The organism is Actinoallomurus iriomotensis, assembly GCF_030269445.1.
Classification (GTDB): domain Bacteria; phylum Actinomycetota; class Actinomycetes; order Streptosporangiales; family Streptosporangiaceae; genus Actinoallomurus; species Actinoallomurus iriomotensis.
This window is the reverse complement of the sequence record NZ_BSTJ01000001.1, coordinates 974,357-998,969: the sequence shown is the minus strand read 5'-3', so window position 1 is coordinate 998,969 and position 24,613 is coordinate 974,357. Positions and strand designations below refer to the sequence as shown.

23 protein-coding genes are annotated in these 24,613 nt (G+C 72.1%); 14 read left to right on the top strand and 9 right to left on the bottom strand.

Translation table 11 applies throughout. The features are described 5' to 3' along the window. The first annotated feature begins 4 nt into the window (after positions 1–4). Complete coding sequence (locus QSK37_RS04725) at positions 5–1,252, top strand: trans-sulfuration enzyme family protein (protein ID WP_285617810.1); 1,248 nt, start codon at positions 5–7, stop codon at positions 1,250–1,252. Positions 1,253–1,345: 93 nt separating this feature from the next. Next, positions 1,346–2,443 (top strand): D-alanine--D-alanine ligase family protein, encoded by a 1,098-nt coding sequence (locus QSK37_RS04720; RefSeq protein ID WP_285617809.1) that lies wholly within the window; start codon positions 1,346–1,348, stop codon positions 2,441–2,443. A 3-nt stretch (positions 2,444–2,446) separates the two neighbouring features. Here the strand turns inward: QSK37_RS04720 and QSK37_RS04715 are convergent, their stop codons facing one another. Continuing rightward, entirely contained in the window at positions 2,447–4,273 is a 1,827-nt protein-coding gene (locus QSK37_RS04715; RefSeq protein ID WP_285617808.1) for a beta-propeller domain-containing protein, read from the bottom strand. Between the two features lie 151 nt (positions 4,274–4,424). On the opposite strand from QSK37_RS04715, the gene QSK37_RS04710 reads away from it, so the two are divergent. Further along, positions 4,425–5,060, top strand: a complete 636-nt coding sequence (locus QSK37_RS04710) for an acetamidase/formamidase family protein (RefSeq protein ID WP_285617806.1) — start codon at positions 4,425–4,427, stop codon at positions 5,058–5,060. Positions 5,061–5,216: 156 nt separating this feature from the next. Continuing rightward, on the top strand, positions 5,217–5,597 hold the full coding sequence (locus QSK37_RS04705) for an ankyrin repeat domain-containing protein (RefSeq protein WP_285617804.1): 381 nt from the start codon (positions 5,217–5,219) through the stop codon (positions 5,595–5,597). A gap of 28 nt (positions 5,598–5,625) precedes the next feature. Here QSK37_RS04705 and QSK37_RS04700 read toward each other — a convergent pair whose 3' ends face one another. From QSK37_RS04700 to QSK37_RS04685, 4 genes are all read right to left on the bottom strand, one after another. Beyond that, on the bottom strand, positions 5,626–6,582 hold the full coding sequence (locus tag QSK37_RS04700; RefSeq protein ID WP_285569197.1) for a sigma-70 family RNA polymerase sigma factor: 957 nt from the start codon (positions 6,580–6,582) through the stop codon (positions 5,626–5,628). Between the two features lie 147 nt (positions 6,583–6,729). Further along, positions 6,730–7,278 carry a YceI family protein gene (locus tag QSK37_RS04695; RefSeq protein WP_285617802.1) on the bottom strand — a complete coding sequence of 183 codons (549 nt, stop codon included), beginning with the start codon at positions 7,276–7,278 and terminating at the stop codon, positions 6,730–6,732. A gap of 184 nt (positions 7,279–7,462) precedes the next feature. After that, positions 7,463–8,518, bottom strand: a complete 1,056-nt coding sequence (gene galT, locus QSK37_RS04690; protein ID WP_285617800.1) for a galactose-1-phosphate uridylyltransferase — start codon at positions 8,516–8,518, stop codon at positions 7,463–7,465. After that, the gene (locus QSK37_RS04685) at positions 8,515–9,303 is read right to left on the bottom strand and encodes a DeoR/GlpR family DNA-binding transcription regulator (protein WP_285617799.1); all 789 of its coding nucleotides are present in this window, start codon (positions 9,301–9,303) and stop codon (positions 8,515–8,517) included. The genes galT and QSK37_RS04685 overlap by 4 nt, the downstream gene beginning before the upstream one ends. Positions 9,304–9,513: 210 nt before the next feature. Here QSK37_RS04685 and QSK37_RS04680 point away from each other — a divergent pair, with 210 nt between their 5' ends. The 6 genes from QSK37_RS04680 to QSK37_RS04655 all read left to right on the top strand — a co-directional run bounded on the left by QSK37_RS04680 (position 9,514) and on the right by QSK37_RS04655 (position 18,598). Continuing rightward, entirely contained in the window at positions 9,514–10,560 is a 1,047-nt protein-coding gene (locus QSK37_RS04680; protein WP_285569192.1) for a substrate-binding domain-containing protein, read from the top strand. Positions 10,561–10,773: 213 nt separating this feature from the next. After that, entirely contained in the window at positions 10,774–12,786 is a 2,013-nt protein-coding gene (locus QSK37_RS04675; protein WP_285617798.1) for an NPCBM/NEW2 domain-containing protein, read from the top strand. A 120-nt stretch (positions 12,787–12,906) separates the two neighbouring features. After that, positions 12,907–14,424 carry a sugar ABC transporter ATP-binding protein gene (locus QSK37_RS04670; RefSeq protein ID WP_285569190.1) on the top strand — a complete coding sequence of 506 codons (1,518 nt, stop codon included), beginning with the start codon at positions 12,907–12,909 and terminating at the stop codon, positions 14,422–14,424. Next, on the top strand, positions 14,421–15,443 hold the full coding sequence (locus QSK37_RS04665; RefSeq protein WP_285617797.1) for an ABC transporter permease: 1,023 nt from the start codon (positions 14,421–14,423) through the stop codon (positions 15,441–15,443). The genes QSK37_RS04670 and QSK37_RS04665 overlap by 4 nt, the downstream gene beginning before the upstream one ends. Positions 15,444–15,533: 90 nt before the next feature. Then, positions 15,534–16,259, top strand: a complete 726-nt coding sequence (locus QSK37_RS04660; protein ID WP_285617796.1) for an HAD family hydrolase — start codon at positions 15,534–15,536, stop codon at positions 16,257–16,259. Beyond that, positions 16,256–18,598, top strand: a complete 2,343-nt coding sequence (locus tag QSK37_RS04655; RefSeq protein ID WP_285617794.1) for a glycoside hydrolase family 65 protein — start codon at positions 16,256–16,258, stop codon at positions 18,596–18,598. Before QSK37_RS04660 ends, QSK37_RS04655 begins: the two co-directional genes overlap by 4 nt. Here QSK37_RS04655 and QSK37_RS04650 read toward each other — a convergent pair whose 3' ends face one another. Further along, positions 18,599–19,054, bottom strand: a complete 456-nt coding sequence (locus QSK37_RS04650; RefSeq protein ID WP_285617792.1) for a DUF3515 domain-containing protein — start codon at positions 19,052–19,054, stop codon at positions 18,599–18,601. Between the two features lie 30 nt (positions 19,055–19,084). After that, positions 19,085–19,318 (bottom strand): Lrp/AsnC family transcriptional regulator, encoded by a 234-nt coding sequence (locus QSK37_RS04645; RefSeq protein ID WP_285571319.1) that lies wholly within the window; start codon positions 19,316–19,318, stop codon positions 19,085–19,087. Positions 19,319–19,381: 63 nt separating this feature from the next. On the opposite strand from QSK37_RS04645, the gene QSK37_RS04640 reads away from it, so the two are divergent. The 3 genes from QSK37_RS04640 to thiD all read left to right on the top strand — a co-directional run bounded on the left by QSK37_RS04640 (position 19,382) and on the right by thiD (position 21,819). After that, on the top strand, positions 19,382–20,290 hold the full coding sequence (locus tag QSK37_RS04640; RefSeq protein WP_285618882.1) for a thiamine-phosphate kinase: 909 nt from the start codon (positions 19,382–19,384) through the stop codon (positions 20,288–20,290). A gap of 171 nt (positions 20,291–20,461) precedes the next feature. Next, positions 20,462–21,010 carry a cellulose binding domain-containing protein gene (locus QSK37_RS04635; protein WP_285617791.1) on the top strand — a complete coding sequence of 183 codons (549 nt, stop codon included), beginning with the start codon at positions 20,462–20,464 and terminating at the stop codon, positions 21,008–21,010. 20 nt (positions 21,011–21,030) lie between these two features. Beyond that, on the top strand, positions 21,031–21,819 hold the full coding sequence (thiD, locus tag QSK37_RS04630; RefSeq protein WP_285617790.1) for a bifunctional hydroxymethylpyrimidine kinase/phosphomethylpyrimidine kinase: 789 nt from the start codon (positions 21,031–21,033) through the stop codon (positions 21,817–21,819). 115 nt (positions 21,820–21,934) lie between these two features. On the opposite strand, the gene QSK37_RS04625 is transcribed toward thiD, so the two are convergent. Both QSK37_RS04625 and rpmB read right to left on the bottom strand, forming a co-directional pair. Further along, complete coding sequence (locus QSK37_RS04625) at positions 21,935–22,426, bottom strand: metallophosphoesterase family protein (RefSeq protein WP_285617788.1); 492 nt, start codon at positions 22,424–22,426, stop codon at positions 21,935–21,937. Positions 22,427–22,560: 134 nt separating this feature from the next. Then, positions 22,561–22,758: a 50S ribosomal protein L28 gene (gene rpmB, locus QSK37_RS04620; RefSeq protein WP_285569164.1), complete on the bottom strand. Its 198-nt coding sequence runs from the start codon at positions 22,756–22,758 to the stop codon at positions 22,561–22,563. A 220-nt stretch (positions 22,759–22,978) separates the two neighbouring features. Here rpmB and QSK37_RS04615 point away from each other — a divergent pair, with 220 nt between their 5' ends. Then, positions 22,979–24,538: a DAK2 domain-containing protein gene (locus tag QSK37_RS04615; RefSeq protein WP_285617786.1), complete on the top strand. Its 1,560-nt coding sequence runs from the start codon at positions 22,979–22,981 to the stop codon at positions 24,536–24,538. Positions 24,539–24,613: the final 75 nt, after the last annotated feature.

Sequence of the window (24,613 nt, the reverse complement as noted above, 5' to 3'; positions counted from 1 at the left end):
GAACATGAGCGAACAGCCCCTTGGGGAGAACACCCGCGCCGTCCACCTCCCGCCGGCCCCCGTGCCCCGGCAGGAGCCGCTCGGCACGCCCGTGTGGCGCTCGGCCACCTACGCCTTCCCGACGTCGCAGGAGTACGCCGACGTGCTGGGCGAGCGCATGCCGGGCTACACCTACAGCCGGATCGACAACCCGACCTCCGACGGGTTCGCGGCGGCGGTCGCCGCCCTGGAGGGCGCGCGCGTCGGCGGCGTGACGGGCGAGGCGTTCGCGTCGGGCATGGCGGCGATCACCGGGGTGCTCCTGGCGTACACCCACGCGGGCGCGCACGTCGTCGCCCCGGCGGCGGCGTACGGCGGCACGTACGGGCTGATGTCGGAGCTGCTGTCGCGGTTCGGGGTGACGACCGACTTCGTCGACCTGACCGACCCGGCGCGGGTGCGCGCGGCGATCCGGCCCGAGACGCGGCTGGTGTGGGCCGAGACCCTGGCGAACCCGACCATGGCCGTGGCCGACCTGCCCGCGCTGGCGGAGGCGGCGCACGAGGCGGGGGCGCTGCTGGTCGTCGACTCGACGTTCGCGACACCGGTCGTCTGCCGCCCGCTGGAGCACGGCGCGGACCTCGTCGTCCACTCGGCGACCAAGTACATCGGCGGGCACAGCGACGCCACCGGCGGTGTCGTCGTCGGCCGTCCCGGCGTGCTCGGGCCGGTCCGCGCGGTGCGTCTCCACACCGGGGGAGCGCTGGCGCCGGACGAGGCCTTCCTGCTGCGCCGCGGGCTGGAGACGCTGCCGCTGCGGGTGCGCCGCCAGTGCGACACCGCCGCGCTGCTGGCGGCCGCCGCCGCCCGGCACCCCGCGGTCGCCCGGGTCGACTACCCGGGGCTGCCGGACCACCCCGGCCGCGAGACGGCCGTCCGGCTGTTCGACGCCGGGCCGGAGGGCACGCGGTTCGGGGCGATCGTGACGATCACGCCGCACGGCGGCCCCGAGGCCGGCATGGCCCTCGCGGACGGCCTCCGCCTGGCGAAGGTGGCCACGTCGCTGGGCGGCACCCACACGCTGGCCGGGCACATCGCCTCCACGACGCACCGGCAGCTGGACGAGCAGGCGCTGGCCGCCGCGGGCATCGGCCCGGCGGCCGTCCGTTTCTCCGTCGGCCTCGAGGACGCCGACGACCTGATCCATGACGTCAACAACGCCTTGACCGCTCTGGGGCGGATCGGGGAGCGCGACGGGGCATTCAACTCCTGAGCCGGTCAGGCCGATTCGCGCCACCGGCCAGGGAAAAAGGCCGTGTAGGGTCGAGGCCCGCGAGTGTTGACGCAGGTGAGAAGGGGTGGAGGCATGAGCAGGATCCGTGTCGCCGTCGTTTTCGGCGGACGCAGCTCGGAACATGCGATCTCCTGTCTCACCGCGGGCAGCATCATCGCGGCGATCGACCCGGACCGCTACGAGGTCGTCCCGGTGGGCATCGCCCGCGACGGCAGCTGGGTGCTCGCCTCCGGGCAGCGGCTCGCGGTCGAGGGCGGACGCCTGCCCGAGGTGGCGGCCGACGGCGCGCCGCTCGCCCTCCCGTTCGACCGGCCGGGCGGCGGCCTGATGGTCGTGGAGCCGGGCGAGGTGCCGCGCGCGCTGGGCGAGGTGGACGTGGTGCTGCCCCTCCTGCACGGCCCGTACGGCGAGGACGGCACGATCCAGGGCCTGCTCGAACTCGCCGGGGTCCGCTACGTCGGCGCCGGGGTGTTCGCCAGCGCCGCCAGCATGGACAAGGCCTTCATGAAGGTCATCCTGCGGGACGCCGGACTGCCCGTCGGCCCGTACGTGGTCGTCGGCGACCGCCGCTGGCGGCGCGAGCGCAAGCGTGTGGTGGACGACGTGAAGGAGCTCGGCTGGCCGGTGTTCGTCAAGCCCGCGCGCGCCGGGTCGAGCATGGGCATCTCCCGCGTCGACGCCGAACCGGAGCTGGAGGCCGCGGTTGAGGCGGCGCGCGAGCACGATCCCAAGGTGATCGTCGAGGCGGCGGTCGAGGGCCGCGAGATCGAGTGCGGCGTCCTCGAGGGACTGGACGACGGCCCGCCGGAGGCGAGCCTTCCCGCCGAGGTGCACGTCGGCGACGGCCACGACTACTACGACTTCGAGGCCAAGTACCTCGACGAGGGGCTGCGGCTCGACATCCCGCCGGATCTGCCGGCCACCGTCGTCGACGAGGTCCGGAGGCTGTCGGTGCAGGCCTTCGAGGCGGTCGGCTGCGAGGGCCTCGCCCGGGTCGACTTCTTCTACACGCCCGACGGCCGGGTCATCGTCAACGAGATCAACACGATGCCCGGATGCACGCCCGCGTCGGCGTTCCCCAAGATGTGGGCGGCGACCGGCCTGGACTACCCGGCACTCGTGGACCGCTGGATCCGCACCGCGATGCGGCGCCCCATCGGCCTGCGTTAGGCCCTAGAACGGCAGCCAGGCCGTCTTGGCGAGCGTCGTCGCGTCGTTCGCCTGGAGGCCGGACGCCGACAGCGTCCACAGCGTGCCGCCGACCAGCAGCGCCCGCTGGACCGGCCCCGCCGCGTCCGGTGGCCGTACTCCGCCCAGACGCCGCACGCTCGACGCACCGGCCGACAGCACGAGGGCGCCGTCCCGGCCGCCCATCGGGACGACCGTCAGGCCGGTGGCCGGCCAGTAGAGGAACGCGCGCGGGTCGCCCTCGACCGTCGACCATGAGGACGGCAGCGTGTACCCGCTCAGCCTCCGCGGCGCGGCCGGGTCGCTCACGTCGAACAGCGACACCTGCGCGCCCTTGACGTGCCCGTCCGCGTCGGCCTGCTGCCCGACGCCGATGAGCCGCCCGTCGCCGGCCGGGTGCAGGTAGGCCGAGTAGCCGCTGATCTTCAACTCGCCGGTGACGCGGGGCCGGGCGGGGTCGCGCAGGTCAAGGACGTACAGCGGGTCGGTCTGGCGGAAGGTGGCGACGTACCCGGCCGGGCCGGCGAAGCGCACGGCGTAGAGCCGCTCACCGCGACCGAGCCCGCCGGCCTCGCCCACCTGCTCCAAGCGTGTGCCGTGCCGCGCCAGGACGTACACGGCGCTCTGCGACGTGCCCGGGGACGTCACGGTGCCTCCGGAGGTCGTGGCGACCCGCAGGTTCCCGGCGTACTCGGACAGGGCGTACCGGCCGACCGGGGTGCCGGGCACCGAGCCGGAGGCCGCGAAGCGGGGCGGGCCCGAGCTCCCCGCGTCGAACCGGTAGATGTCGGTCCGGTCCGCCGCGCCGGACGGGCGGTCGGTGACGTACAGGCCGGTGCTCGATCCGTACACCGTCTCGCCGCCGGCCACGACGGCGACGGGGGAGGCGTCGGCCATGTCGCCGGACAGGTCCACCGACAGTACCGACACCATCGACAGCCCGGTGTAGGACGCCGGGTGGCCGACCTGGTCGCACGGCACCTTATCGGCCGTGGTGCGGCCGCCTCGCGTGACGCTGTAGCGCGGCAGCCAGGCGTCCAGAGGCGCGCTCCGCACGGCCCTGCGGTTCGCCGCGGTGGCCTCGGCGTCGGTGCCGCCGTGCCGCTGAGGGAAGGCGATCCTGGGCGCCGACCGTACGACGATCCGCGCCGTCGGCCCGGTACGGCGGGCGTCAACGTAGGAGCCGTCGACCTGCATCGAGCTCACCACCCGTGGCGTGCCGCGCAGATCGACCAGGACCAGCCGGGGGCCCGATCCGCCGGGAGCGGTCCCCGGCACGTCGACGATGCCCTCGCGTGCGAAGGTGATCGCCGGGTGCAGCACGACGAGGGCCCGGTCGCCGTACAGCATCAGCTCACCGGCGGACCAGGCGCCGCCCGCCCGCAGGTCGAGCGAGCCGGTCCGCCTGCGCGACGCCGTGTCGACCACGATCAGCCGCCCGCGCGCCACCGTCACGATCCGGCGGCCGTCGGTCTTGACCTGGTCGGGCTCGTCGACGCCCGGCTCCTGCACGTTCGTGTCGGAGTGCGGTGTCGCGGTCTGCTGCCCGGCCTTCATGTCTCCCGGGACGCGCCCGCCGGCGAGCGGCCGCATCACGGGGTCGCCCCCCAGGCCGTAGGGGCCGACATGCGCCGCGGTGGCCTTGCGGAGGCCGCCGAGGAGCTCGCCGCAGTCGTCGTAGGCGACCAGGCGAATCGACGAACCCGGTCGTACGTGGGTGGCGGCGCCGCCCGCGCCGCAGCCAGCGATGATCAATCCGGCGACCGCGACCGCGAGGATCGGCCGGGCGCCCGAACGCGAATCGGAGCCCATGGGACTTCGACGCGGACCGGCCGCGCCCGGTTCCGGTGAAACGCAATTGACGGGCCGGTAAAAGCCGCGAAACCGAGCCGAAACAGCCTGACGTGCAGGATTGACCCATCAGATCCGCGGAAGGTCCGCTGACGAGAGAAGGGACCGGCACTTGCTGTTCACGCCCGCCGCGCCGCTCCGGACGGTGCAGTACATTCCCGGTCACAACCGCTGGCATCCCGACATCCCGCCCGTCGCCGAGGTGATCGCCGGAGGCTCGATCCGGCTGAACTGCCAGGGCGATGAGGTCCTGTGCGGGCCGATCGGGGTCGTCGGCGCCGAGCCGGGCGACCTCCTCATGGTCGAGGTCCTGGGCATCGGCCGCCTGGACGGATGCTTCTCGCCCGCGGGCCACCCGGGCATCCTCGGCTGCGCGCCCTCGCACGCCATGCTCGGCGACATCGCCGGTGCCCCGGACGGAGCGCTGCTCGGACGCATCGCGCCCTCGTCCGCCGACCACGCGCGGGTCGCGGCGAGCGCCTCGCCGGTGCACGGCTCGTGCCGGGCCCTGGCACCGCGCGCCCAGATCCTGCTGCCGGTGCACGTCCCGGGCGCCCGCGTGTCGGCCGGGCACCTGCACTTCCCCGACGAGGGTGGCTGCCGGACCGAGGACGGCTGGCTCGACCTGCGGATGCATCTGACCAAGCGCGGCATGGAGCGGTTCCATGTCACCGAGCCGGTGCTCATGCCGATCACGACCAGTTCCCTCGACGCGACGGTCGCCGGCCTGACCGTCGGAGTCGCCTGAGGCCGCGCCGGAAGGCGCCGAGAAGCCCGAAATGGGGCTGAGGAGGTGAACGCCTAGGGGAGCACCCAACCGTCAGGAGGCACCTCGCCGAGGAGTGCGCACTCGTCTCCCGCACTCCTCGGCGTCTCTCCGTGTCTCCGTGGCATGCTGGAACCGATGGACGATCCTGAGCTGGTGGAGTTCGCGACCAGGCTTTTCGGCCTCGCCCGCGAAGGCCGCACCGAGACGCTCGCCGCGTACATCGACGCGGGCGTGCCGGCCGATCTCGGCAACGACGCGGGGGACACCCTGCTGATGCTGGCCGCCTACCACGGGCACGCCGACACCGTACGGGCGCTGCTCGAACGCGGCGCCGACCCGGTGCGGGCCAACGACCGCGGCCAGACACCGCTGGCCGGCGCGGTGTTCAAGAAAGAGGCCGACGTCGTACGCGCCCTGCTCGACGCGGGCGCCGACCCTCAGGCCGGCACCCCCTCGGCCGTGGAAACGGCCCGGATGTTCGGCCACGAGGACTTTCTGCGGTGGTTCGGCGCGTGAGGCCCCCGATGTGCCGTGCGGGCGGCCCTCAGGCGGCGAGCGGCGCGTCCAGCCGCTGCGCCATCTCCCGCATCCGCCGCAGCGCCGCCAGCTCCATCTGCCGCACCCGCTCCGCGGACACGCCCAGACGCATCGCGATCTCCCGGCGGCTGTGCTCGGTGCCGTCCTCCAGGCCGTAACGCGCCCGCAGGACCACCGCCTCGCGCGGCTCCAGCCGGTCGAGCATGCCGTCGATGATCTCGAGCTGGGCGCCGGCCATCGCCTCGTCCTCGGGCGAGGGCGCGTCCTCGTCGGCCAGCAGGTCGCCCAGCGAGGTCTCCTCGTCCTCGCCGACCACGGCGTCCAGGCTCGCGGGCGTACGGTCCCAGCGGTCCAGCTCGCCGATTCGCTCGACCGGCAGGTCCAGCTCCGCGGCCAACTCCTCGTCGGTGGGCTCGGAGCCGGTGAGCAGGACCAGCTCGCGGCGGGCCTTGCGCAGCCGGTTGACGTCAGTGTGCACCGCGCCGGGCAGGCGTACGGATCGGGACGAGTTGGCCAGGGCGCGGCCGATCGCCTGCCGGATCCACCAGGTGGCGTAGGTGGAGAACTTGAAACCACGGCGCGGATCGAATCCCTCGACCGCCCGGATCAGGCCGATCGTGCCCTCCTGGATCAGGTCCAGCAGGCTCATGCCGTCGGTGGGGTAGCGGCGCGCGACCGAGACGACCAGGCGGAGGTTGGCCAGGATGAACCGATCCTTGGCCGCGTCGCCGCGCGCGGCGACCTCCTCCAGCTCCTCGACGGTGGCGCCGTCGGGACGGGTGCCGCCGTCGAGATGGTTGTGCGCCAGCAGCCCGGCCTCCATGGCCAGGGCGAGCTCGATCTCCTGTTCGGCCGTGAGCAGTGGTGTCGCGGCGATCTCATCCAGGTAGGCGCCGAGCAGGTCGCCATCGGCGGCACGTCCTGGCCGCCTGATACGCCTGCCGCTGTTCGTGGTCGCCGCCATGGGCCACCTCGCTCTCACGTCGGATCCCGTATGGATCAACGCCGATCTCCCCTTTGCTGTTCCGCGATACCCCGAATGTCGGCTTCGCCAACACGGAGAAGAGCACCCGGCCGGGGTGCTCTTCGTCACGCGGTGCAGGCAGGGGCCTCAGGCGTGCGTGGCCTGGACCTCGAGCTGGATGTCGACGTTGTCGCCCAGGAGCGCCTTGTCGCCGCCGAGCGGGATGTTGAACTCGATGCCGTACTCCTTGCGGCTGATCGAGGTCGAGGCGCTGAAGCCGACGCGCGTGCCGCCCCAGGGGTCCTGGCCGGAGCCGTTGAACTCCAGGTCGAGGGTGACCGGACGGGTGACGTCGCGGATCGTCAGGTCGCCGTCCAGGAAGTACTTGTCGCCGTTCTCGCGGACGCCCGTGCTGACGAACCGGATGGCCGGGTGGTTGTCCAGGTCGAGGATCTCGGCGGACCGGATGTGGTTGTCGCGGTCGGCGTTGCGGGTGTCGATCGACTTGATCTGGATCTCGACGGAGGTCGAGGACTCGAGGACGTTCTCGGCGATCTCGAACGAACCGGAGAACTCCGTGAAGGAGCCGCGGACCTTGCTCATCAGGTGCCGGATCACGAAGGTGACCTCGCTGTGCGCGGGGTCGATGTTGTACGTGCCGGGCGTGATCCCGAGCTCACTGGCGAGGGCGGACATGGAAGCCTCCATTGCTTGAACCTTCAACAATGTGCGGGAGCTTAGTTGAAACTTAAACCAGATGCAAGTGCAGGAGATACCGATACCGTACGGGGATGAGTGCCGCTCCGCTAAGGCGCGCGCTACTGGACTTCGCCGTCGCCCTGGCGGACCGCGCCGGGCGCCGCGGCGCCCGGCGGATCCATTAGGCCTCGCGCAGGCGCCGGGCGGCGTCCTCGGGGTAGACGTCGTTCACGAAGGCGCCCATGGCGGCCTCCGACCCGGCGAGGTACTTCAGCTTGTTCGCCGCGCGACGGCTGCTGAACAGCTGCAGGTGCAGGTACGCGAGGTCACGGTCGACCGCGACCGGTGCCTGGTGCCACGCGGAGACGTACGGCATCGGCACGCCGAACAGGCGGTCCAGCCGCTGCAGCACGTCCACGTACAGCGGGGCGAACGCGGCGCGCTCCTCCGCCGACAGGGCGCTCAGGTCCGGCACCTTCCGGTGGGGGAACACGTGCACCTCGAACGGCCAGCGGGCCGCCTCCGGCACGAACGCCGTCCACAGGTCGTTCGTGGCGACCACGCGTACCTCGGCGGCGCGCTCGGCCGCGAGCGCGTCGGCGAACAGGTCGCCGCCGGTCTCGTCCCGGTGGGCGCGGGCGACCTGGAGCATCCGCTCGGTCCGCGGCGTCACGAAGGGATAGGCGTAGATCTGCCCGTGCGGGTGGGCGAGCGTGACGCCGATCTCCGCGCCGCGGTTCTCGAAGCAGAAGACCTGCCCGACACCGGGCAGCGTGGACAGCTCGGCCGTACGGTCGGCCCACGCCTCCATGACCGTGCCGACCTGGGCCAGGTCGAGCGTCGCGAACGACGCGTCGTGGTCGGGGGAGAAGCACACCACCTCGCAGCGGCCCAGTCCCGGGACGACGCCGTCGAGCTGCTCGGGCACGCGGCCGGAGTAGGACGGGAACCGGTTCTCGAAGACCGCCACCTCGTAGTCGGCGGCCGGGATCTCGGTGGGCCGGCCGGGCGTGGAGGGGCAGAGCGGGCACTGGTCGCTCGGCGGCAGGTAGGTGCGGTCCTGGCGGTGCGCGGCGATGGTCACCCACTCGCCGAGCAGCCGGTCGCGGCGCAGCTCGGACGCCCGCGGAGGCGGCGGCAGCGTACGGGTGTCGACGGCGGACCGGTCGGCGTCGTCGTGCCGGTCGAAGTAGATGAGTTCGCGTCCGTCGGCGAGATGGGTGACCGTGCGTTTCACTCGTCCGCCTCGTCGGGATCGACGGCGATCAGTTCGCCGACCTCGTCCGCCAGCTGCTTGCGGGCCTCGTCGCCGAGGCCGGAGTCGGTGACGAGCACGTCGGCGTCGGACAGCCGCGCGATCGTGCTGAGGCCGACCGTGCCCCACTTGGTGTGGTCGGCCAGGACGACGAGACGGCGGGCCGCGCCGACCATCGCCCGGTCGGTCTCGGCCTCCATGAGGTTCGGCGTGGTGAAGCCGGCGCGCGTACTCATGCCGTGCACGCCGAGCAGCAGCAGGTCGACGTTGAGCGCGCGGACCGCGTTGACCGCGACGGGCCCGACCAGGGCGTCGGAGGGAGTGCGGATGCCGCCGGTGAGCACGATCGTCTGGTCCGCGCGGCTCGCCCGGTAGAACACATCGGCGATCTGGATGGAGTTCGTGACAACGGTCAGCTCCGGAACGTCGGTCAGGTGATGGGCGAGCGTCCACGTGGTGGTGCCGGCCGAGACGGCGACCGCGGTGCCGGGCCGTACGAGCCGGGCGGCGCGGCGGGCGATGGCCTCCTTCTCCTCGCGCTGGCGTACGGACTTGGCGGCGAAGCCGGGCTCTTCCGTGGAACCCGCGCCGACCGTCGTCGCGCCGCCGTGCACCTTGGAGACCAGGCCGCGGTCGGCCAGCACCTCAAGGTCGCGCCGGATCGTCATGTCGGAGACACCGAACTCGCGTACCAGGTCGGCGACCCGGACGCCGCCGTGCTGCTGGACGCGGTCCAGGATCGCCTGCTGCCGCTGTGGGGCGAGCATCGTCACCTCCTCTCGGTGACCGTCACCGCGTGCAGCGTGCCCGCAGAAACGACATATGTCAACACAGCCGAACATCGTGATGCGCCAGGTCTTGTTGGTTTGTGTTGGCAATGGTAGGAATGCGCACATCGCCTGGTAACTCAGCGGAAACATCGGGGTAACGGGACCAGGACCATCACCAGCCGGCAGTCGTCAGAAGGAAGGCAGAGCATGGCCCGGATACGCAGGCCCGGAGCCGCGGTCGTCGCGCTCGGCGTCGCGATCGCCCTCAGCCTCTCCGCCTGTTCATCAGGCAAGGAGAGCACCGACACGAGCTCAGGCAAGAAGGTGTCGGGCAAGATCTCCCTCGCGTACCTGCAGAAGCAGGGCGACCAGCAGTACTTCATCGACGAGGCACAGGGCGCCAAGGACAAGGCGAAGCAGCTCGGCAACGTCGACATCAAGGTCGTCAACCTCGGCAACGACACCAACAAGGCGGTGTCGGAGACGCAGGCGGCCGTCGCCCAGAAGGTCAACGGCGTCATCATCGTGCCGCCGGACCCGGCCGTCGGTCCGCAGATCGTGCAGACCGCCGCCGCCGCGAAGGTGACGCTGCTGACCAGCGACGACCAGGTCTGCAAGAACGGACCGGACCCGTCCAAGTGCGCCAAGGACCAGCTCGTCCAGCGCGTCGGCTTCTCCGGCAGCCAGATGGGCCAGCAGGTCGGCCAGCGCGCGGGTGAGGAGTTCAAGAAGGCGGGCTGGAAGGCCTCCGACACCGCGGTGATCTCGGCCTGGAAGCAGGACGTGACCGTGTGCACCGACCGCGTGGTCGCCGCCCAGGCCGCGTTCGAGCAGGCCGCCGGCACCAAGGTGCAGGTCATCAAGGTCGGCACCGACAACACCCCGACCGACGCCCAGTCCAAGACCGGCGCCGTCGTCTCGGGCCACCGCTCCGTCAAGCACTGGGTCGTGTGGGGCTGCAACGACGAGAACGTCTCCGGCGCGGTCACCGCGTTGCAGAACGCCGGCTACAAGGCCGGTGACATCGACGGTGTCGGCCTCGGCGCGTACCTGGCCTGCAAGGACTGGAACTCGGGCAAGGCGACCGGCATGAAGGCCGCGCTGTTCATCAACGGCTACGACGTCGGCGGTCTCGCCGTCCAGACGATCGTGGACAACCTGCGCAACGGCAAGCCCATGCCGCAGGAGGCGTTCGCGCCGACCAAGATGGTGGACGCCTCCAACTGGAAGCAGGAAGGCGTCAAGTGCACCTGACCTGAGCCAACCGGCCGGGGAGCACGGCGTTCTCCCCGGCCGGCGCCGGTGCCCGCCGCCTCGGGTACCGGTGCCCCGGCGCTACGCCGACGATCGCGACCGGTGCGCACCCCTCCGCCGCCCGCCGGTCGCATCACCTCCGGGAACGACGCGGTGCCCGATACACCGCGCCGGTCCCAGCAGTGCGCTAATCCCCGAACGCAGGAGCAGCACATGCGCACCCTCCGTGTCCTGGCATCGGCACTCGTCGCCACCGCGGCGAGCGTCGCCGGCGCCGCCACCATCACCCTCGCATCGGCCCCGCCGGCCGCCGCCCTCGACAACGGCCTCGCCCTGACCCCGCAGATGGGCTTCAACAACTGGAACGCGACGCACTGTGGCTCGGACTTCAACGAGGCCATGGTCAAGAGCATCGCCGACCTGTTCGTCTCCTCCGGACTGAAAGACGCCGGATACCAGTACGTCAACCTCGATGACTGCTGGGCCGAGCACGACCGCGACGCGAACGGCGACTACGTCCCGAACAAGACGCGGTTCCCGAACGGCATCAAGGCCGTCGCCGACTACGTGCACTCCAAGGGCCTGAAGTTCGGCATCTACACCAGCGCCGGCACCATGACCTGCGCCCAGACGATGCCCGGCTCGCTCGGCCACGAGCAGCAGGACGCCCGGCTGTTCGCGTCCTGGGGAGTGGACTACCTGAAGTACGACAACTGCAACAACCAGGGCGTCGACGCCATCCAGCGGTACACCGCGATGCGCGACGCGCTGAAGGCGACCGGCCGCCCCATCCTGTTCTCGATGTGCGAGTGGGGCGAGAACAAGCCGTGGCTGTGGGCCAAGGACGTCGGCAACTCCTGGCGCACCACGGGCGACATCAGCGACGGCTACTCCAGCATGCTCGGCATCGTCCACCAGAACATGGCCCTGGCGCAGTACGCCGGGCCCGGCCACTGGAACGACCCGGACATGCTGGAGGTAGGCAACGGCGGCATGACCGACACCGAGTACCGGTCGCACTTCAGCCTCTGGGCCGAGATGGCGGCGCCGCTGCTGATCGGCACCGACCTGCGCAAGGCCTCGCCCGAGACGATGAAGATCCTCACCAACAAGGACGTCATCGCGGTCGACCAGGACAAGCTCGGCGTCCAGGGCGCGCCGATCTCCACCGACGGCGGCCGGGACGTCTTCGTCAAGCCGCTCGCGAACGGGGACAGGGCCGTCACCCTGTTCAACGAGTCGGACGGGCCGCAGCGGATCACCACGTCGGCCAAGGCGATCGGGATGCCCTCCGCTCCGGCGTACCGCGTCCGGGACCTGTGGGCGCACACCGATCACGAGACCGCCGGCACCCTGACCGCCATGGTCCCGGCGCACGGCACCGTGATGCTGCGCGTCGCGCGTGACCCGCGCTGGGCGGTGTACCCGCCGTCGGTGGACGCCGCCACCGACGTGCCGGTGGCGTATCCGGGCGCGCGGCCGTTCGTCGAGCCCGGCAGGTCCGTCACCGTGACGACGACCGCGACGAACTCCGGCAGACTGCCCGCGCTGCTGCTGCGCAACGGCCTCGCCGTCCCCGACGGCTGGACCGTCCAGGCCACGTCGCGCAGGTCCACCGCGCTCGTGGGCTCGGGCAAGAGCTTCGCGACGACGTGGACCGTCCAGGTGCCGGCCGGCGCGAAGCCCGGCACGTACGACCTGACCACCACCGCGACCTACGAGCCGGACTCCACGGCGGCCCGGAGCACCGTCCAGGTCGACGTCCTGAACGCGACGCCGCCGCCGTCCGGCACGTCCTACCTCAGCGACATCCCCTGGCTTCGCAGCGACAACGGCTGGGGGCCGGTCGAGAAGGACACCAGCAACGGCGAGACGGCGGCCGGCGACGGCCACCCGATCACCATCAACGGCACCGTCTACAAGAAGGGGCTCGGCGCGCACGCTCCGAGCACCGTCGAGTACTACACGGCCAAGAAGTGCACCTCCGTAACGGCCGACGTCGGCGTGGACGACGAGAAGACGGCCAAGGGCTCGGTGACCTTCGAGGTCTGGGCGGACGGCACCAAGGTCGCCGACAGCGGCCTGCTCACGACCGCCGATCCGGCCAGGCACCTCACCGCCGACGTCGGCGGGGCGACGTTCGTCCGCCTCGTCGTCACCGACGGCGGGAACGGCAACGACAGCGACCACGCGGACTGGGCCGACGCCCGGCTCACCTGCACCTGATTCACCGGCGGGGCGGCTCACCGGCCGCCCCGCCACTACCCGAAGGCTTGCCATGACCGAGCGAGGCGAGGGAATCGTAGGCGCGTCTCGGTGGTCACGCCCACCGACGAAGGAGGACTCATGACAGAGTTGAGCGTCGCAGGGATCTCCAAGCGGTTCGCCGGCGTACGGGCGCTGAACGACGTCACGCTGGACTTCCCCAGCGGGGCGGTGACCGCCCTCATGGGCGAGAACGGTGCCGGGAAGTCCACCCTCATCAAAATCATCAACGGTGACTACCTGCCGGACGAGGGTGAGATCGTCCTCGACGGCCGGCCGCTCGGCCTGCACTCACCGGCGGACGCGCGGCAGGCCGGCATCCGTGTCATCCCGCAGGAGCCCGAGATCGTGCCGCACGTCTCGGTGGCCGAGAACGTCTACCTCGGCGCGCTGCCCCGCCGGGCCGGCCGCGCCCTCGACCGGGCCACGCTCAACCGGCGCGTGCGCGCCGACCTCGAACGCCTCGGCTTCGAGCGCGTCATCGACCCGGACACGCTCGGCTCGCGCCTCACGCCCGCGCAGCGCCAGCTCGTGGAGATCCTGCGGGCCCTGACCACCGACGCCAAGGTGATCGCGTTCGACGAGCCGACGTCGTCGCTGTCGGAGCACGAGGTCGACGCGCTGTTCGCGCTGATCCAACGGCTGCGGGAGGACGGTCTGGCCGTCATCTACGTCTCGCACCGGATGCAGGAGATCTTCCAGCTCGCCGACCGCATCGCGGTGCTGCGCGACGGCGGACTGGTGGGGGTGCGCGACGCGGCCGAGACCGACGAGAACGAGATCGTGCGGATGATGGTCGGCCGTGACCTGTCGGCCATGTTCTCCCGCGAGCACTCCGCCACCGGCGACGTCGTGTTGGAGGTCGACCACCTCACCAGCGACGATGTGCGGGACATCAGCCTCACCGTGCACGCCGGCGAGGTGGTGGCCCTTGCCGGCCTGGTCGGCGCGGGCCGCTCGGAACTGGCGGGGGCGCTGGTGGGCGACCTGCCGATCCGCTCCGGGGAGGTACGTGTCGAGGGCCGGCGCGTACGGCTGCGGCAGCCGAGCGACGCCGTACGGGCCGGCATGGGCTACGCCCCGGAGGAGCGCAAGGCCCAGGCGCTGCTGCTCGAGCGCTCGGTGCGCGACAACACCTCCCTCGTGGTGCTGGACCGGCTGCGCCGCTTCCGCTTCGTCAGACGCGCCGAAGAGCGCCGGCTGACCCGGGAGTACGTCGACCGGCTCAACGTGCGCACCCCGGACATCGAGCACGAGGTGCGCAAGCTGTCCGGCGGCAACCAGCAGAAGGTGGTGCTCGCCCGCTGGCTGGCCCGCAAGCCGAAGGTGCTCATCCTCGACGAGCCCACCCGCGGCATCGACGTGGGCGCCAAGGCCGAGATCTACCACCTGATCGACGACCTCGCCCGTTCGGGCGTGGCCGTCCTCGTCATCTCGTCCGAGCTCCCCGAGGTGCTCGGACTGGCCGACCGCGTCATCGTCATGCAGAACGGTCGCATCACCGGCGAACTCGACCGGGCCGACGCCTCCGAGGAGGCCATTCTCGGCCTCGCCATGGCGGAGGACCTGACCACGTCGCTATCGGAGGGACAGCAATGACAACCGCCACCCGCGAGCCCGTGGACACGCCGCCGAAGGACCCGGCGCCGCGCCGCGTCCTGAGCATGGTCGGGCCGCAGAACCTCAGCCTCATCGGCGCGCTCATCGTCGTCGTCGCGATCTTCACCTGGCTGAACTCCGGCTACCTCACCTGGGACAACGTCCAGGTGATCGGTGAGGCCGCGACCGTGGCCGGGCTGCTGGCCGTGGTCCAGACGGTGGTGATCATCTGCGGCGCGATGGACATCTCCGTCGGCTCGCAGACCGGCGTGGCCTCGGTCATCTCCGCGATGGCCTTCATGTCGACCGGCCACAACCCGTTCCTCGGCATGGCCGCCGCGGTCGGGTTGGGCGTCGTGATCGGCGTGGCGAACGGTCTGATCATCGTGTACGGCCGCGTCAACCCGGTCATCGCGACGCTGGCCGGCCTCGCCGCCTACAAGGGCATCGCCCAGCTGATCTCCGGCGGCCGGGCACAGGGCTTCGTCCTGGGTGACGACCTGTTCATCTTCATCGCCCGCGGCCGGATCGCCGGCATCCCGGTGCAGGTCTGGATCCTGATCGTGGTCGCCGTCCTGGTCCACCTGATGCTGAAGTACACCGACATCGGGCGCAACATCTACGCCATCGGCGGCAACGACACCGCCGCGCGCCTGGCCGGGATCAACATCAACAAGTACCTCATCGCGGTGTACGCGCTCGCGGGCATCGTCTCGGCGGTGGCCGGCATCGTCCTGACCGCGCGTACCGGATCGGGCCAGCCGACCAGCGGCAGTGAGGGGCTGGAACTCCAGTCGATCACCGCCGCGGCGCTGGGCGGCTGCGCGCTGAAGGGCGGCAAGGGCGGCATCGGCGGCACCCTGCTGGCGGTGCTGCTCCTCGGCGCCCTCAACAACGGCCTCAACGTCGTGGGCGTCAACACGTTCTGGCAGAACGTCGCCCAGGGCGCGCTCCTGGTCGTCGCGGTCATCATCCAGCAGCGCCGTAGCGGAGAGCGGGCGGTCGGCCTGCCGACCTGAGGACGCCTTTCACGGCCCCCCGGGGTCCGGACGGTTGAGACGGCGCGATGGGGTAAGCATGTGTCGTTCACCGATCCCGGGGAGGAACACGTGCTCGGACTGCCGGACGCCGCGACGGCGTGCCTGTTCGACATGGACGGGGTGCTGACCCGTACCGCCACTGTCCACGCCGCGGCGTGGAAGCAGATGTTCGACGACTTCCTACGGGAGCGGGAGGGCGACGCGTTCACGCCGTTCGACCCGGTCGCCGACTACGACGAGTACGTGGACGGCAAGCGGCGTGAGGACGGCACCCGCTCGTTCCTGAAGTCGCGCGGCATCGAGCTGCCGGAGGGGTCGCCGGACGATCCGCCGGGTGCGCCCACGATCAACGGGCTGAGCGAGCGCAAGAACGCGCTGGTGCTGGAGAAGCTGCGCGAGCACGGCGTGGAGGTCTACTCCGGGTCGGTCCGCTACGTCCGCGCCGCGCGGGACGCCGGGCTCCGGACCGCGGTGGTCTCCTCCAGCGCCAACACCGCGCAGATACTCGACGCCGCGGACATCGCCGATCTGTTCGACGCGCGCGTCGACGGCCTGACCGCCAAGGAGCGTGGCCTGGCCGGAAAGCCGGCGCCCGACATGTTCCTCGCCGGCGCGGCGGCCCTGGGCGTGGAGGCGTCGGCGGCCGTGGTGTTCGAGGACGCCCTGGCGGGCGTGGAGGCCGGCCGGGCGGGCGGCTTCGCGTGCGTGGTCGGCGTGGACCGCGTCGGCCAGGCGGACGCGCTGAAGCGTCACGGGGCGGACGTCGTCGTCAAGGATCTGGAGGAGCTGCTTTGATCAAGCAGGCCGCGTACGCCGTCGAGCCGTGGTGCGTCCGCGAGCAGCGGCTGAACCTCGACATGCTCGCGCAGAGCGAGTCGGTGTTCGCCCTGTCCAACGGGCACGTCGGCCTGCGCGGCAACCTCGACGAGGGCGAGCCGCACGGGCTGCCGGGCACCTACCTCAACTCCGTGTACGAGCTGCGGCCGCTGCCGTACGCCGAGGCCGGGTACGGCTATCCCGAGTCCGGGCAGACGATCATCAACGTGACCAACGGCAAGCTGTTCCGGCTGCTGGTCAACGACGAGCCGTTCGACGTCCGGTACGGCGAGCTGCGCTCGCACGAGCGCCTGCTGGACCTGCGGGCCGGCACGCTGACGCGCAAGGCCGAATGGACCTCCCCGGCCGACGACACCGTACGCGTCTCCTCGGTCCGGCTCGTCTCCCTCGTTCAGCGCGCCGTCGCGGCGATCTGCTACGAGGTCGAGGCGGTCGACCAGCCGGTGCGCATCGTCGTGCAGTCGGAGCTCGTGGCCAACGAGTCGCTGCCGACCGCGGGCAAGGACCCGCGCGCCGCGGCGTCGCTGGAGGCGCCCCTCGTCGCCGAGGAGTGCGTGGGCACCGACCAGAGCGTCGTCATGGTGCACTGCACCCGGGAGAGCGGGCTGCGGGTCGGCGCGGCGATGGGCCACGAGATCGACAGCCCCGACGGCGCGATCGACACCGAGGTCCGCGACGACGTCGGCCGCGTCACCGTCGCCACGCGCCTCGAGCCGGGCCAGCGGTTGCGCATCATCAAGTACCTCGCCTACGGCTGGTCCAGCCAGCGGTCGCGGCCAGCCCTGCACGACCAGGTCATCGCCGCCCTGGCGGCGGCGAAGCTCACCGGCTGGGAGGGGCTGCTGCGCGAGCAGCGGGAGTACCTCGACGACTTCTGGGCGGGCGCCGACGTCGAGGTCGACGGCGACGCCGAGGTGCAGCAGGCGGTGCGCTTCGCGCTGTTCCACGTCCTGCAGGCCGGGGCACGAGGTGAGCGCCGGCCCATCTCCGCCAAGGGCCTGACCGGGCCCGGGTACGACGGCCACACGTTCTGGGACACCGAGTCGTTCGTGCTGCCCGTGCTCACCTACACCCAGCCGCGTGCCGTCGCGGACGCGCTGCGGTGGCGGCACTCGACGCTCGACAACGCCAGGGCGCGTGCCCGGCAGCTCGGCCTGGAGGGCGCCGCCTTCCCGTGGCGCACCATCCAGGGCGACGAGTGCTCGGGGTACTGGCCGGCCGGCACGGCGGCGTTCCACATCGGCGCCGACATCGCCTACGCGGTCGTGCGCTACCTGTCGGCCACCGGAGACGAGGCGTTCGCCCGCGACTACGGCCTCGAACTGCTCGTGGAGACCGCCCGGCTGTGGCGCAGTCTCGGCCACCACGACGCCCACGGGCGCTTCCGCATCGACGGCGTGACCGGGCCGGACGAGTACAGCGCGCTGGCCGACAACAACGTCTATACCAACCTCATGGCGCAGCGGAACCTCCAGGCCGCCGCCGACCTGGCCGAACGCCACCCGGAGCAGGCCGAGCAGCTCGGCGTCACCGACGAGGAGACGGCGTCGTGGCGCGACGCGGCGGCCGACATGTACATCCCGTACGACCGGCGGCTCCACGTGCACCCGCAGAGCGAGGGCTTCACCGAGCACGCGCCGTGGGACTTCGAGTCCACCGGGGCGGACCAGTACCCGTTGATGCTGAACTTCCCCTACTTCGACATCTACCGCAAGCAGGTCGTCAAGCAGGCGGACCTCGTCCTGGCCATGCACCTGCGCGGTGACGCCTTCACCCCGGAGCAGAAGGCGCGCAACTTCGCCTACTACGAGGCGCTGACGGTCCGCGACTCGTCACTGTCGGCCTGCACCCAGGCGGTGATGGCGGCCGAGACCGGCCACCTCGACCTGGCCCACGACTACCTGGGCGAGGCCGCGCTGATGGACCTGGACGACCTGGAGCACAACACGCGCGACGGGCTGCACATCGCCTCGCTCGCCGGTGCCTGGACCGCGCTGGTCGCCGGCCTGGGCGGGATGCGAGTGGAGGACGACACGCTCGGGTTCACCCCGCGGCTGCCCGGCGGCATCACGCGGCTGGCCTTCCGGCTGCGGTACCGCGGACGCCGGCTGAAGGTCACCGTCACCGCGCACCAGGCCGTGTACGAGCTGCTCGACGGCGACCCGCTGGAGATCACCCACGACGGCGAGCGCGTGCCGCTGGACGGCGGAGCGGTCAGCCGCCCGGTGACGCCGCCGCCGATCCGGCCCACGCCCACGCAGCCGCGTGGGCGCGTGCCCCGGCGCCGCGGCGAGTGATCAAAGGGAGCCGTCGGGGTTGGCGGGGACCGCCGCCTTGATCGCGCCGGCCAGCTCGATCAGCACGTCGCCCGGCGGCTCGTACGCCCCCGGCACGGTCACCTCGATGTAGGCCCGGCGCCCGACGGCGGTGAAGGTGACCGGGCGGTCCGGCGGCACGGCCAGCCAGTTGACGCCGTTGATCACCGCCAGCTGCGAGGTGGGCTTCAGCGCGGTGGGCCGGGGCACGCCGCACCGCACCACGATCGCGGGCGAGCCCCACGCGGTGACGAGCGGCGACTTCGGCGACGTCGCGCGCCGCGCCTTGCCGTGGACCTTCGCGGGCAGCCGGTCATGCAGACTCCGGCACACGGACGCGATCGCCGCGGGCGGCCCCGGCACGGGGACCTCGACGGTGCCGGCGCCGCATCCGGCGAGCAGGGCCAGCACACCGCCCGCCGCCAGGGTTCGTCTCATGGTGCAGACTGACGGCGGGAGGGACACCGGTCAGATGTGGACGATGGGGCAGGTCAGTGTGCGCGTGATCCCCTCCACCGACTGGATCGACGCGACTACGAGTTTGCCCAGCTCATCGACGTTGTTCGCCTCGGCGCGGACGATGACGTCGTACGGGCCGGTGACGTCTTCGGCCAGGGTCACGCCCGGGATGCCGGAGATCTCACCGGCCACCTCGGCGGCCTTGCCGACCTCGGTCTGGATGAGGATGTAGGCCTGCACCATCACGTCCTCCCTGGGACTGCCAATCTGACGGTCACCGTACCGTGTCTTCACTGGAGGTGGGTCATCACCGTCGGCGAACTCGGCGAGTTCGGAATCATCGCACGGATCACCGCGCGTCTCGCACCCGGCCCCACCGTCGAGCTGGGACCGGGAGACGACGCCGCGATCGTCGCCGCGCCCGGCGGACGGGTGGTCGCGACCACCGACGTGCTGGTCGAGGGGCGCCACTTCCGCCGCGACTGGTCGCCGCCGTACGACATCGGCCGCAAGGCCGCCGCGCAGAACCTCGCCGACGTGGTCGCGATGGGCGCCCGGCCGACGGCGCTGCTCGTGGGCCTCGGCGTTCCTCCGGAGACCGACGTCGCCTGGGTGGAGGCCCTGTGCGACGGGATGCGCGACGAGTCGGCGGAGGTCGAGGCGTCGATCGCGGGCGGCGACATCGTCCGCTCCGACACCGTGCTGATCTCCGTGACCGCCCTGGGCGCGCTGGACGGCCCGCCGCTGACCCGCGCGGGCGCCCGTCCCGGCGACGTCGTCGCGGTCTGCGGCCGGCTCGGCCACGCACAGGCCGGCGTCGAACTGCTCGAACGCGGGCTGCGGGAGCCGGCCGGCCTCGTCGACGCCCATCGCCGCCCGCGCCCGCCGTACGCGGCGGGCCTGCGCGCCCGTGACCTCGGGGCCACCGCGATGCTCGACGTCAGCGACGGTCTCGTCCAGGACCTCGGGCACATCGCCGACGCGAGCGGCGTCCGGATCGAGCTGAGCGGCGACGCCGTACCCGGCCCGCCGGTGCCGGACGCGCGGCGGCTGGCGCTCACCGGTGGTGAAGATCACGCTTTCGCGGCGACATTTCCGCAGGAGACGGCGCTGCCCGCGGAATGGCAGGTCATCGGACGTGCGGTCGCCGGACCTGCGGGCGTCACGGTGGACGGGCGGCCGTACGGGACCGGCGGATGGGACCACTTTCTTTAACCAGATGGAACAGTTCTCCCTGTTGACGCCCCTCGTCTGGTAGGCATGACTGGTGTGCTTTTGGTATACATCCCGAGACCGGAGAGGGACGGGATGGGACGACACACCAAAGACGTGGAAGACGACGTTCCTGAGGAGGACGGCCCTCACAGGCACGGGAGGGTCGGCAAGGTGCCGCTCCTGCCGGCGGTCACCGGTGTCGTGGCGATCGGTGCGATCGTATCCGCGATCAGCACGCAGCAGATCTCACTGAACTTCGCCGGCGGGCCGCCACCGCCGGGCGACCAGTCGACGCAGCCGCAGGTCAGCGACTCGCCCTCGCCTCTGGGCCGCAGCCGCCGCACGGCGCGCGACGGCGACTCGTCGCTGATCCCGCGCGCGGGCGGCAGCCCGCGGGCGAGCCGGGGGAGCGGGCGTAGGACCGTCACCGTCGCCTACCGCACCCTCACGACGGGGGCGACCGGGTTCCGCGGCCAGGTGACGATCACCAATCACGCGAGCGCACCGGTCAGGGGCTGGACGCTCATTCTGCGCTACCCGCAGGCCCAGATCCTGTCCGCGTGGGACGTGAAGGTGGTCCGCCGGGGCAACACCCTCGTCGCGGACAACCCCGCCGGCCATCCCTACATCGCGCCCGGAAAGTCGGTCAAGGTGTCCTTCGTCGCCACCGGCGCGGCGGCCCGGCCGTCCGGCTGCTCCTTCAACGGAAGCTCCTGCTGACCCGGCCGTACGCTTGGCCCATGACTCCTCCTCGCGTGCTGACGATCGCCGGATCCGACTCGGGCGGCGGAGCGGGCATCCAGGCCGACCTCAAGACGATGCTCGCCCTCGGCGTGCACGGCATGAGCGTCATCGCGGCGGTCACCGCCCAGAACTCCCTCGGTGTCCAGGGCTACTGGGAGCTCCCTCCGGAGGCCGTGCGCGCCCAGCTCGACTCCGTGCTCTCCGACATCGGCGTCCAGGCCGTGAAGACCGGGATGCTCGCCTCGGCCGTTCTGGTCGAGACGGTCGCAGCCGTGCTGTCGGAGGTGACCGCACCGGTCGTCGTCGACCCCGTGGGCGTCTCGAAACACGGTGACGCACTGCTGGACCCCGGAGCGCTCGGCGCGGTCCGCACGGAGCTTCTCCCGCTCGCGACGGTCGTCACCCCGAACCTCTGGGAGGTCGAGCAGCTCACCGGAGTCAAGGTCGTCGACGAGAGCGGGCTGCGCGAGGCGGCCGAGGCCGTACGCGCGCTCGGACCGCGATGGGCGCTCATCAAGGGCGGTCACCTGCCCGGAGAGCCGGTGGACCTGCTGTTCGACGGCACGCGCGAATACCGGTTCGCGGCGGAACGGCACGACAACCGGCACACGCACGGCACCGGCTGCACGCTCGCCTCGGCCATCGCCTCCCACCTCGCCCTCGGCCAGGACGTGGTGAGCGCGGTGGGGCGGGCCAAGGAGTACGTCACCGGGGCGATCGAGCACGGCTTCCCCCTCGGCGCCGGCATCGGCCCGGTCGACCACGGCTGGCTCCAGCGCCGCTGACCCGGAGACCTCCTGTGGTCATCCGCTCACCCTGCGCGGTCGTGCGTGGTCGGATTCGCCCGGCCACGCACGACTCCGGGGACGACCGGACCGCGCACCCCGCCCCGAGCGACGCTCAGGTCACCGGCACGATCTCGGCATCGAGAAGGCGGCCGTCCTCGACGTGGAGCAGGCCGATCGTGCCGTGCGGCTGACGGCGGCGGTCGGTGGGGGAGCCGGGGTTGAAGACGCGGACGCCGTCGCCGGTCTCGTCCAGCGGAATGTGGGAGTGCCCGAAGACGACCAGCGCGGCCTCGGGAAAGCGGCGATGCATCCGCGCGGTGCGCCGGGCGGCCGGGCCGCTGTCGTGGATCATCGCCGTCGGCAGCCCGTCGAGGTCGAACTCCAGGGTCTCCGGCGCCCCCCAGGCGGCGACCTCCGGACCGTCGTTGTTCCCCAGCACGACCTTCACCGGGGCGTACGCGGCCAGCTCGTCGAGCACCGAGGGAACGCACACGTCACCGGCGTGCAGAATCAGGTCCGCACCACGGAGGTGCTCGGCCACCGCGGGGGGACACTCACGCCACCGCCGAGGCGCGTGGGTGTCCGAGATCGCCACCACTCTCACGGTTTCATCCTGCCCCGTACGGAGCGGAGATCACCGGCAATGCCGAACGGCCGGCCCGTGTGGAGGCCGGCCGTTCGCAACTGCCCGGTGAGAGCAGAGTCCGTGGTGGCGCAGGGGCGCCGACGAACGTGGTGTCAGCGCGCCGTGGGGCGGGTGACCTTGCCTGCCTTGATGCAGGACGTGCACGCGTTGATGCGCTTGGTGGTGCGGCCGACGACCGCACGCACCCGCTGGATGTTCGGGTTCCAGCGGCGAGGGGTGCGGCGGTGCGAGTGAGAGACCTGCATGCCGAACCCCGGCCCCTTGCCGCAGACGTCGCAGACGGAAGCCATGGATGCGCTCCAAAGGTTCGAGTGGGATGGCCCGGGATCGGGCGCTCGTCAAAGGAGGCCCGGACCGAGCCTTCGGTAGAGGATAGCCGACCCCGCCCCGTGGGTGCGAATCGCCGGGTTACCCAAGCCGCCCGGAGTCCGGTAAGTCTAGGGGCCGCCACGCGGCCGGACGGAGTTCCACCCGACACCCGTGTGGCCGACGATGACCATGGGAGGTGGCGTGGCAGACCTTCTCGACGCCGCGGGCGTACGGCGGTGGAGCCGGCTCGCGGCGGACGCCCTCGGCCGTACCCGCGCGGAGATCGACGCGCTCAACGTCTTCCCGGTGCCGGACGGCGACACCGGCACCAACCTCCACCTGACCGTGCTGGCGGCCTCCGAGGCGGTCGAGCGGCTGCCCGAAGACGCGGACGCCGCCTCGGCCTGGCGCGCCCTCGCCGACGGGGCGCTGATCGGCGCGCGGGGCAACTCCGGGGTGATCCTCAGCCAGATCCTGCGCGGCCTGGCCGAGATCCTGGGCGGCGGAGGCCGGCCGGCCGAGGCGCTGCGGCACGCCTCCCGGCTGGCCGACCGGGCGGTCGCCCACCCGGTCGAGGGCACGATTCTCAGCGTGCTCCGCGCGGCCGCGGACGCCTGCCCGGACGACGGCGCGCCGGGCGCGGTCGCCTGGGCCGTCGCCGAGCACGCGCGCGCCGCGCTCAAGGAGACGACCGGGCAGCTCGACGTGCTGGCCCGCAGCGGGGTGGTGGACGCGGGCGCGGCCGGGCTCTGCGTCATCCTCGAGACGCTCGCCGCCGTCGCCAGCGAGGAGTTCCCCCAGTCGTACGCGGTGCCGCGCCGCACGGCTCCCCGGGAGACGGCGTCCTGCGAGCCCGGGAGCGCGCCGGACGGCGGCGCCTATGAGGTGATGTTCCTCCTCGACGCCGGCGACCAGGAGGTCACCGAACTGCGCGCCGAGCTCGACCGGCTCGGCGACTCCCTCGTCGTGGTCGGCGGCGACGGCCTGTGGAACGTCCACGTGCACACCGACGACGCGGGCCCGGCGATCGAGGCGGCCGTCCGCGCGGGCCGTCCCCACGGGATCCGCGTGACCTACCTGCAGGCCCACGTGGACCGGCACGCGCGCACCGCCGGGCGCGGCGTCGTGGCGGTGACCCTCGGTGCGGGGCTGACCGCCCTGTTCGAGCAGCACGGCGCCCGTGCCGTACGCCGTGAGGCCGGCGGCCTGCCGTCGCCGGCCGAGCTGACCGCCGCGATCGTCCAGGCCGGTGACGAGGTCGCCGTGCTGCCGGGCGACCGGGCGGTCCTCGCGGTCGCCGAGGCGGCGGCGCAGCGCGCACGGGAGGACGGCGTTCGCGTCGCGGTCGTCCCGTCGCGCGCGTCGGTCCAGGGGCTCGCCGCGCTCGCCGTGCACGACCCGCTGCGGCGCTTCGACGACGACGTGATCGCGATGACGAGCGCGGCGGGCGCGACGCGGTTCGGCCGCCTCGAGACGGCGGAGGAGGAGGCCGTCACGAGCGCGGGCATCTGCCGTGCGGGCGACACACTCGGGCTCATCGACGACGACGTGGCCGTGATCGGCGCCGACCCGGCGGACGTGGCGACGCGGGTCCTGGAGCGGATGCTGTCCGGGGGCGGAGAGCTCGTCACACTGATCACCGGGGAGGCGGCCGGCGGCCTCGCCGACGCCGTACGGGAGCACCTGCGCAGGCCCGAGGTGGAGATCGTCGTGTACGAGGGCGGGCAGGAGCGCTACCCGCTGCTCATCGGCGTCGAGTGACTCGGGGGCGGTTCGGGAACGTCACGGCCCGGGAGCCGGTAGAACTGTCGGTACCTGGCTGTTGGATGGCTGGAG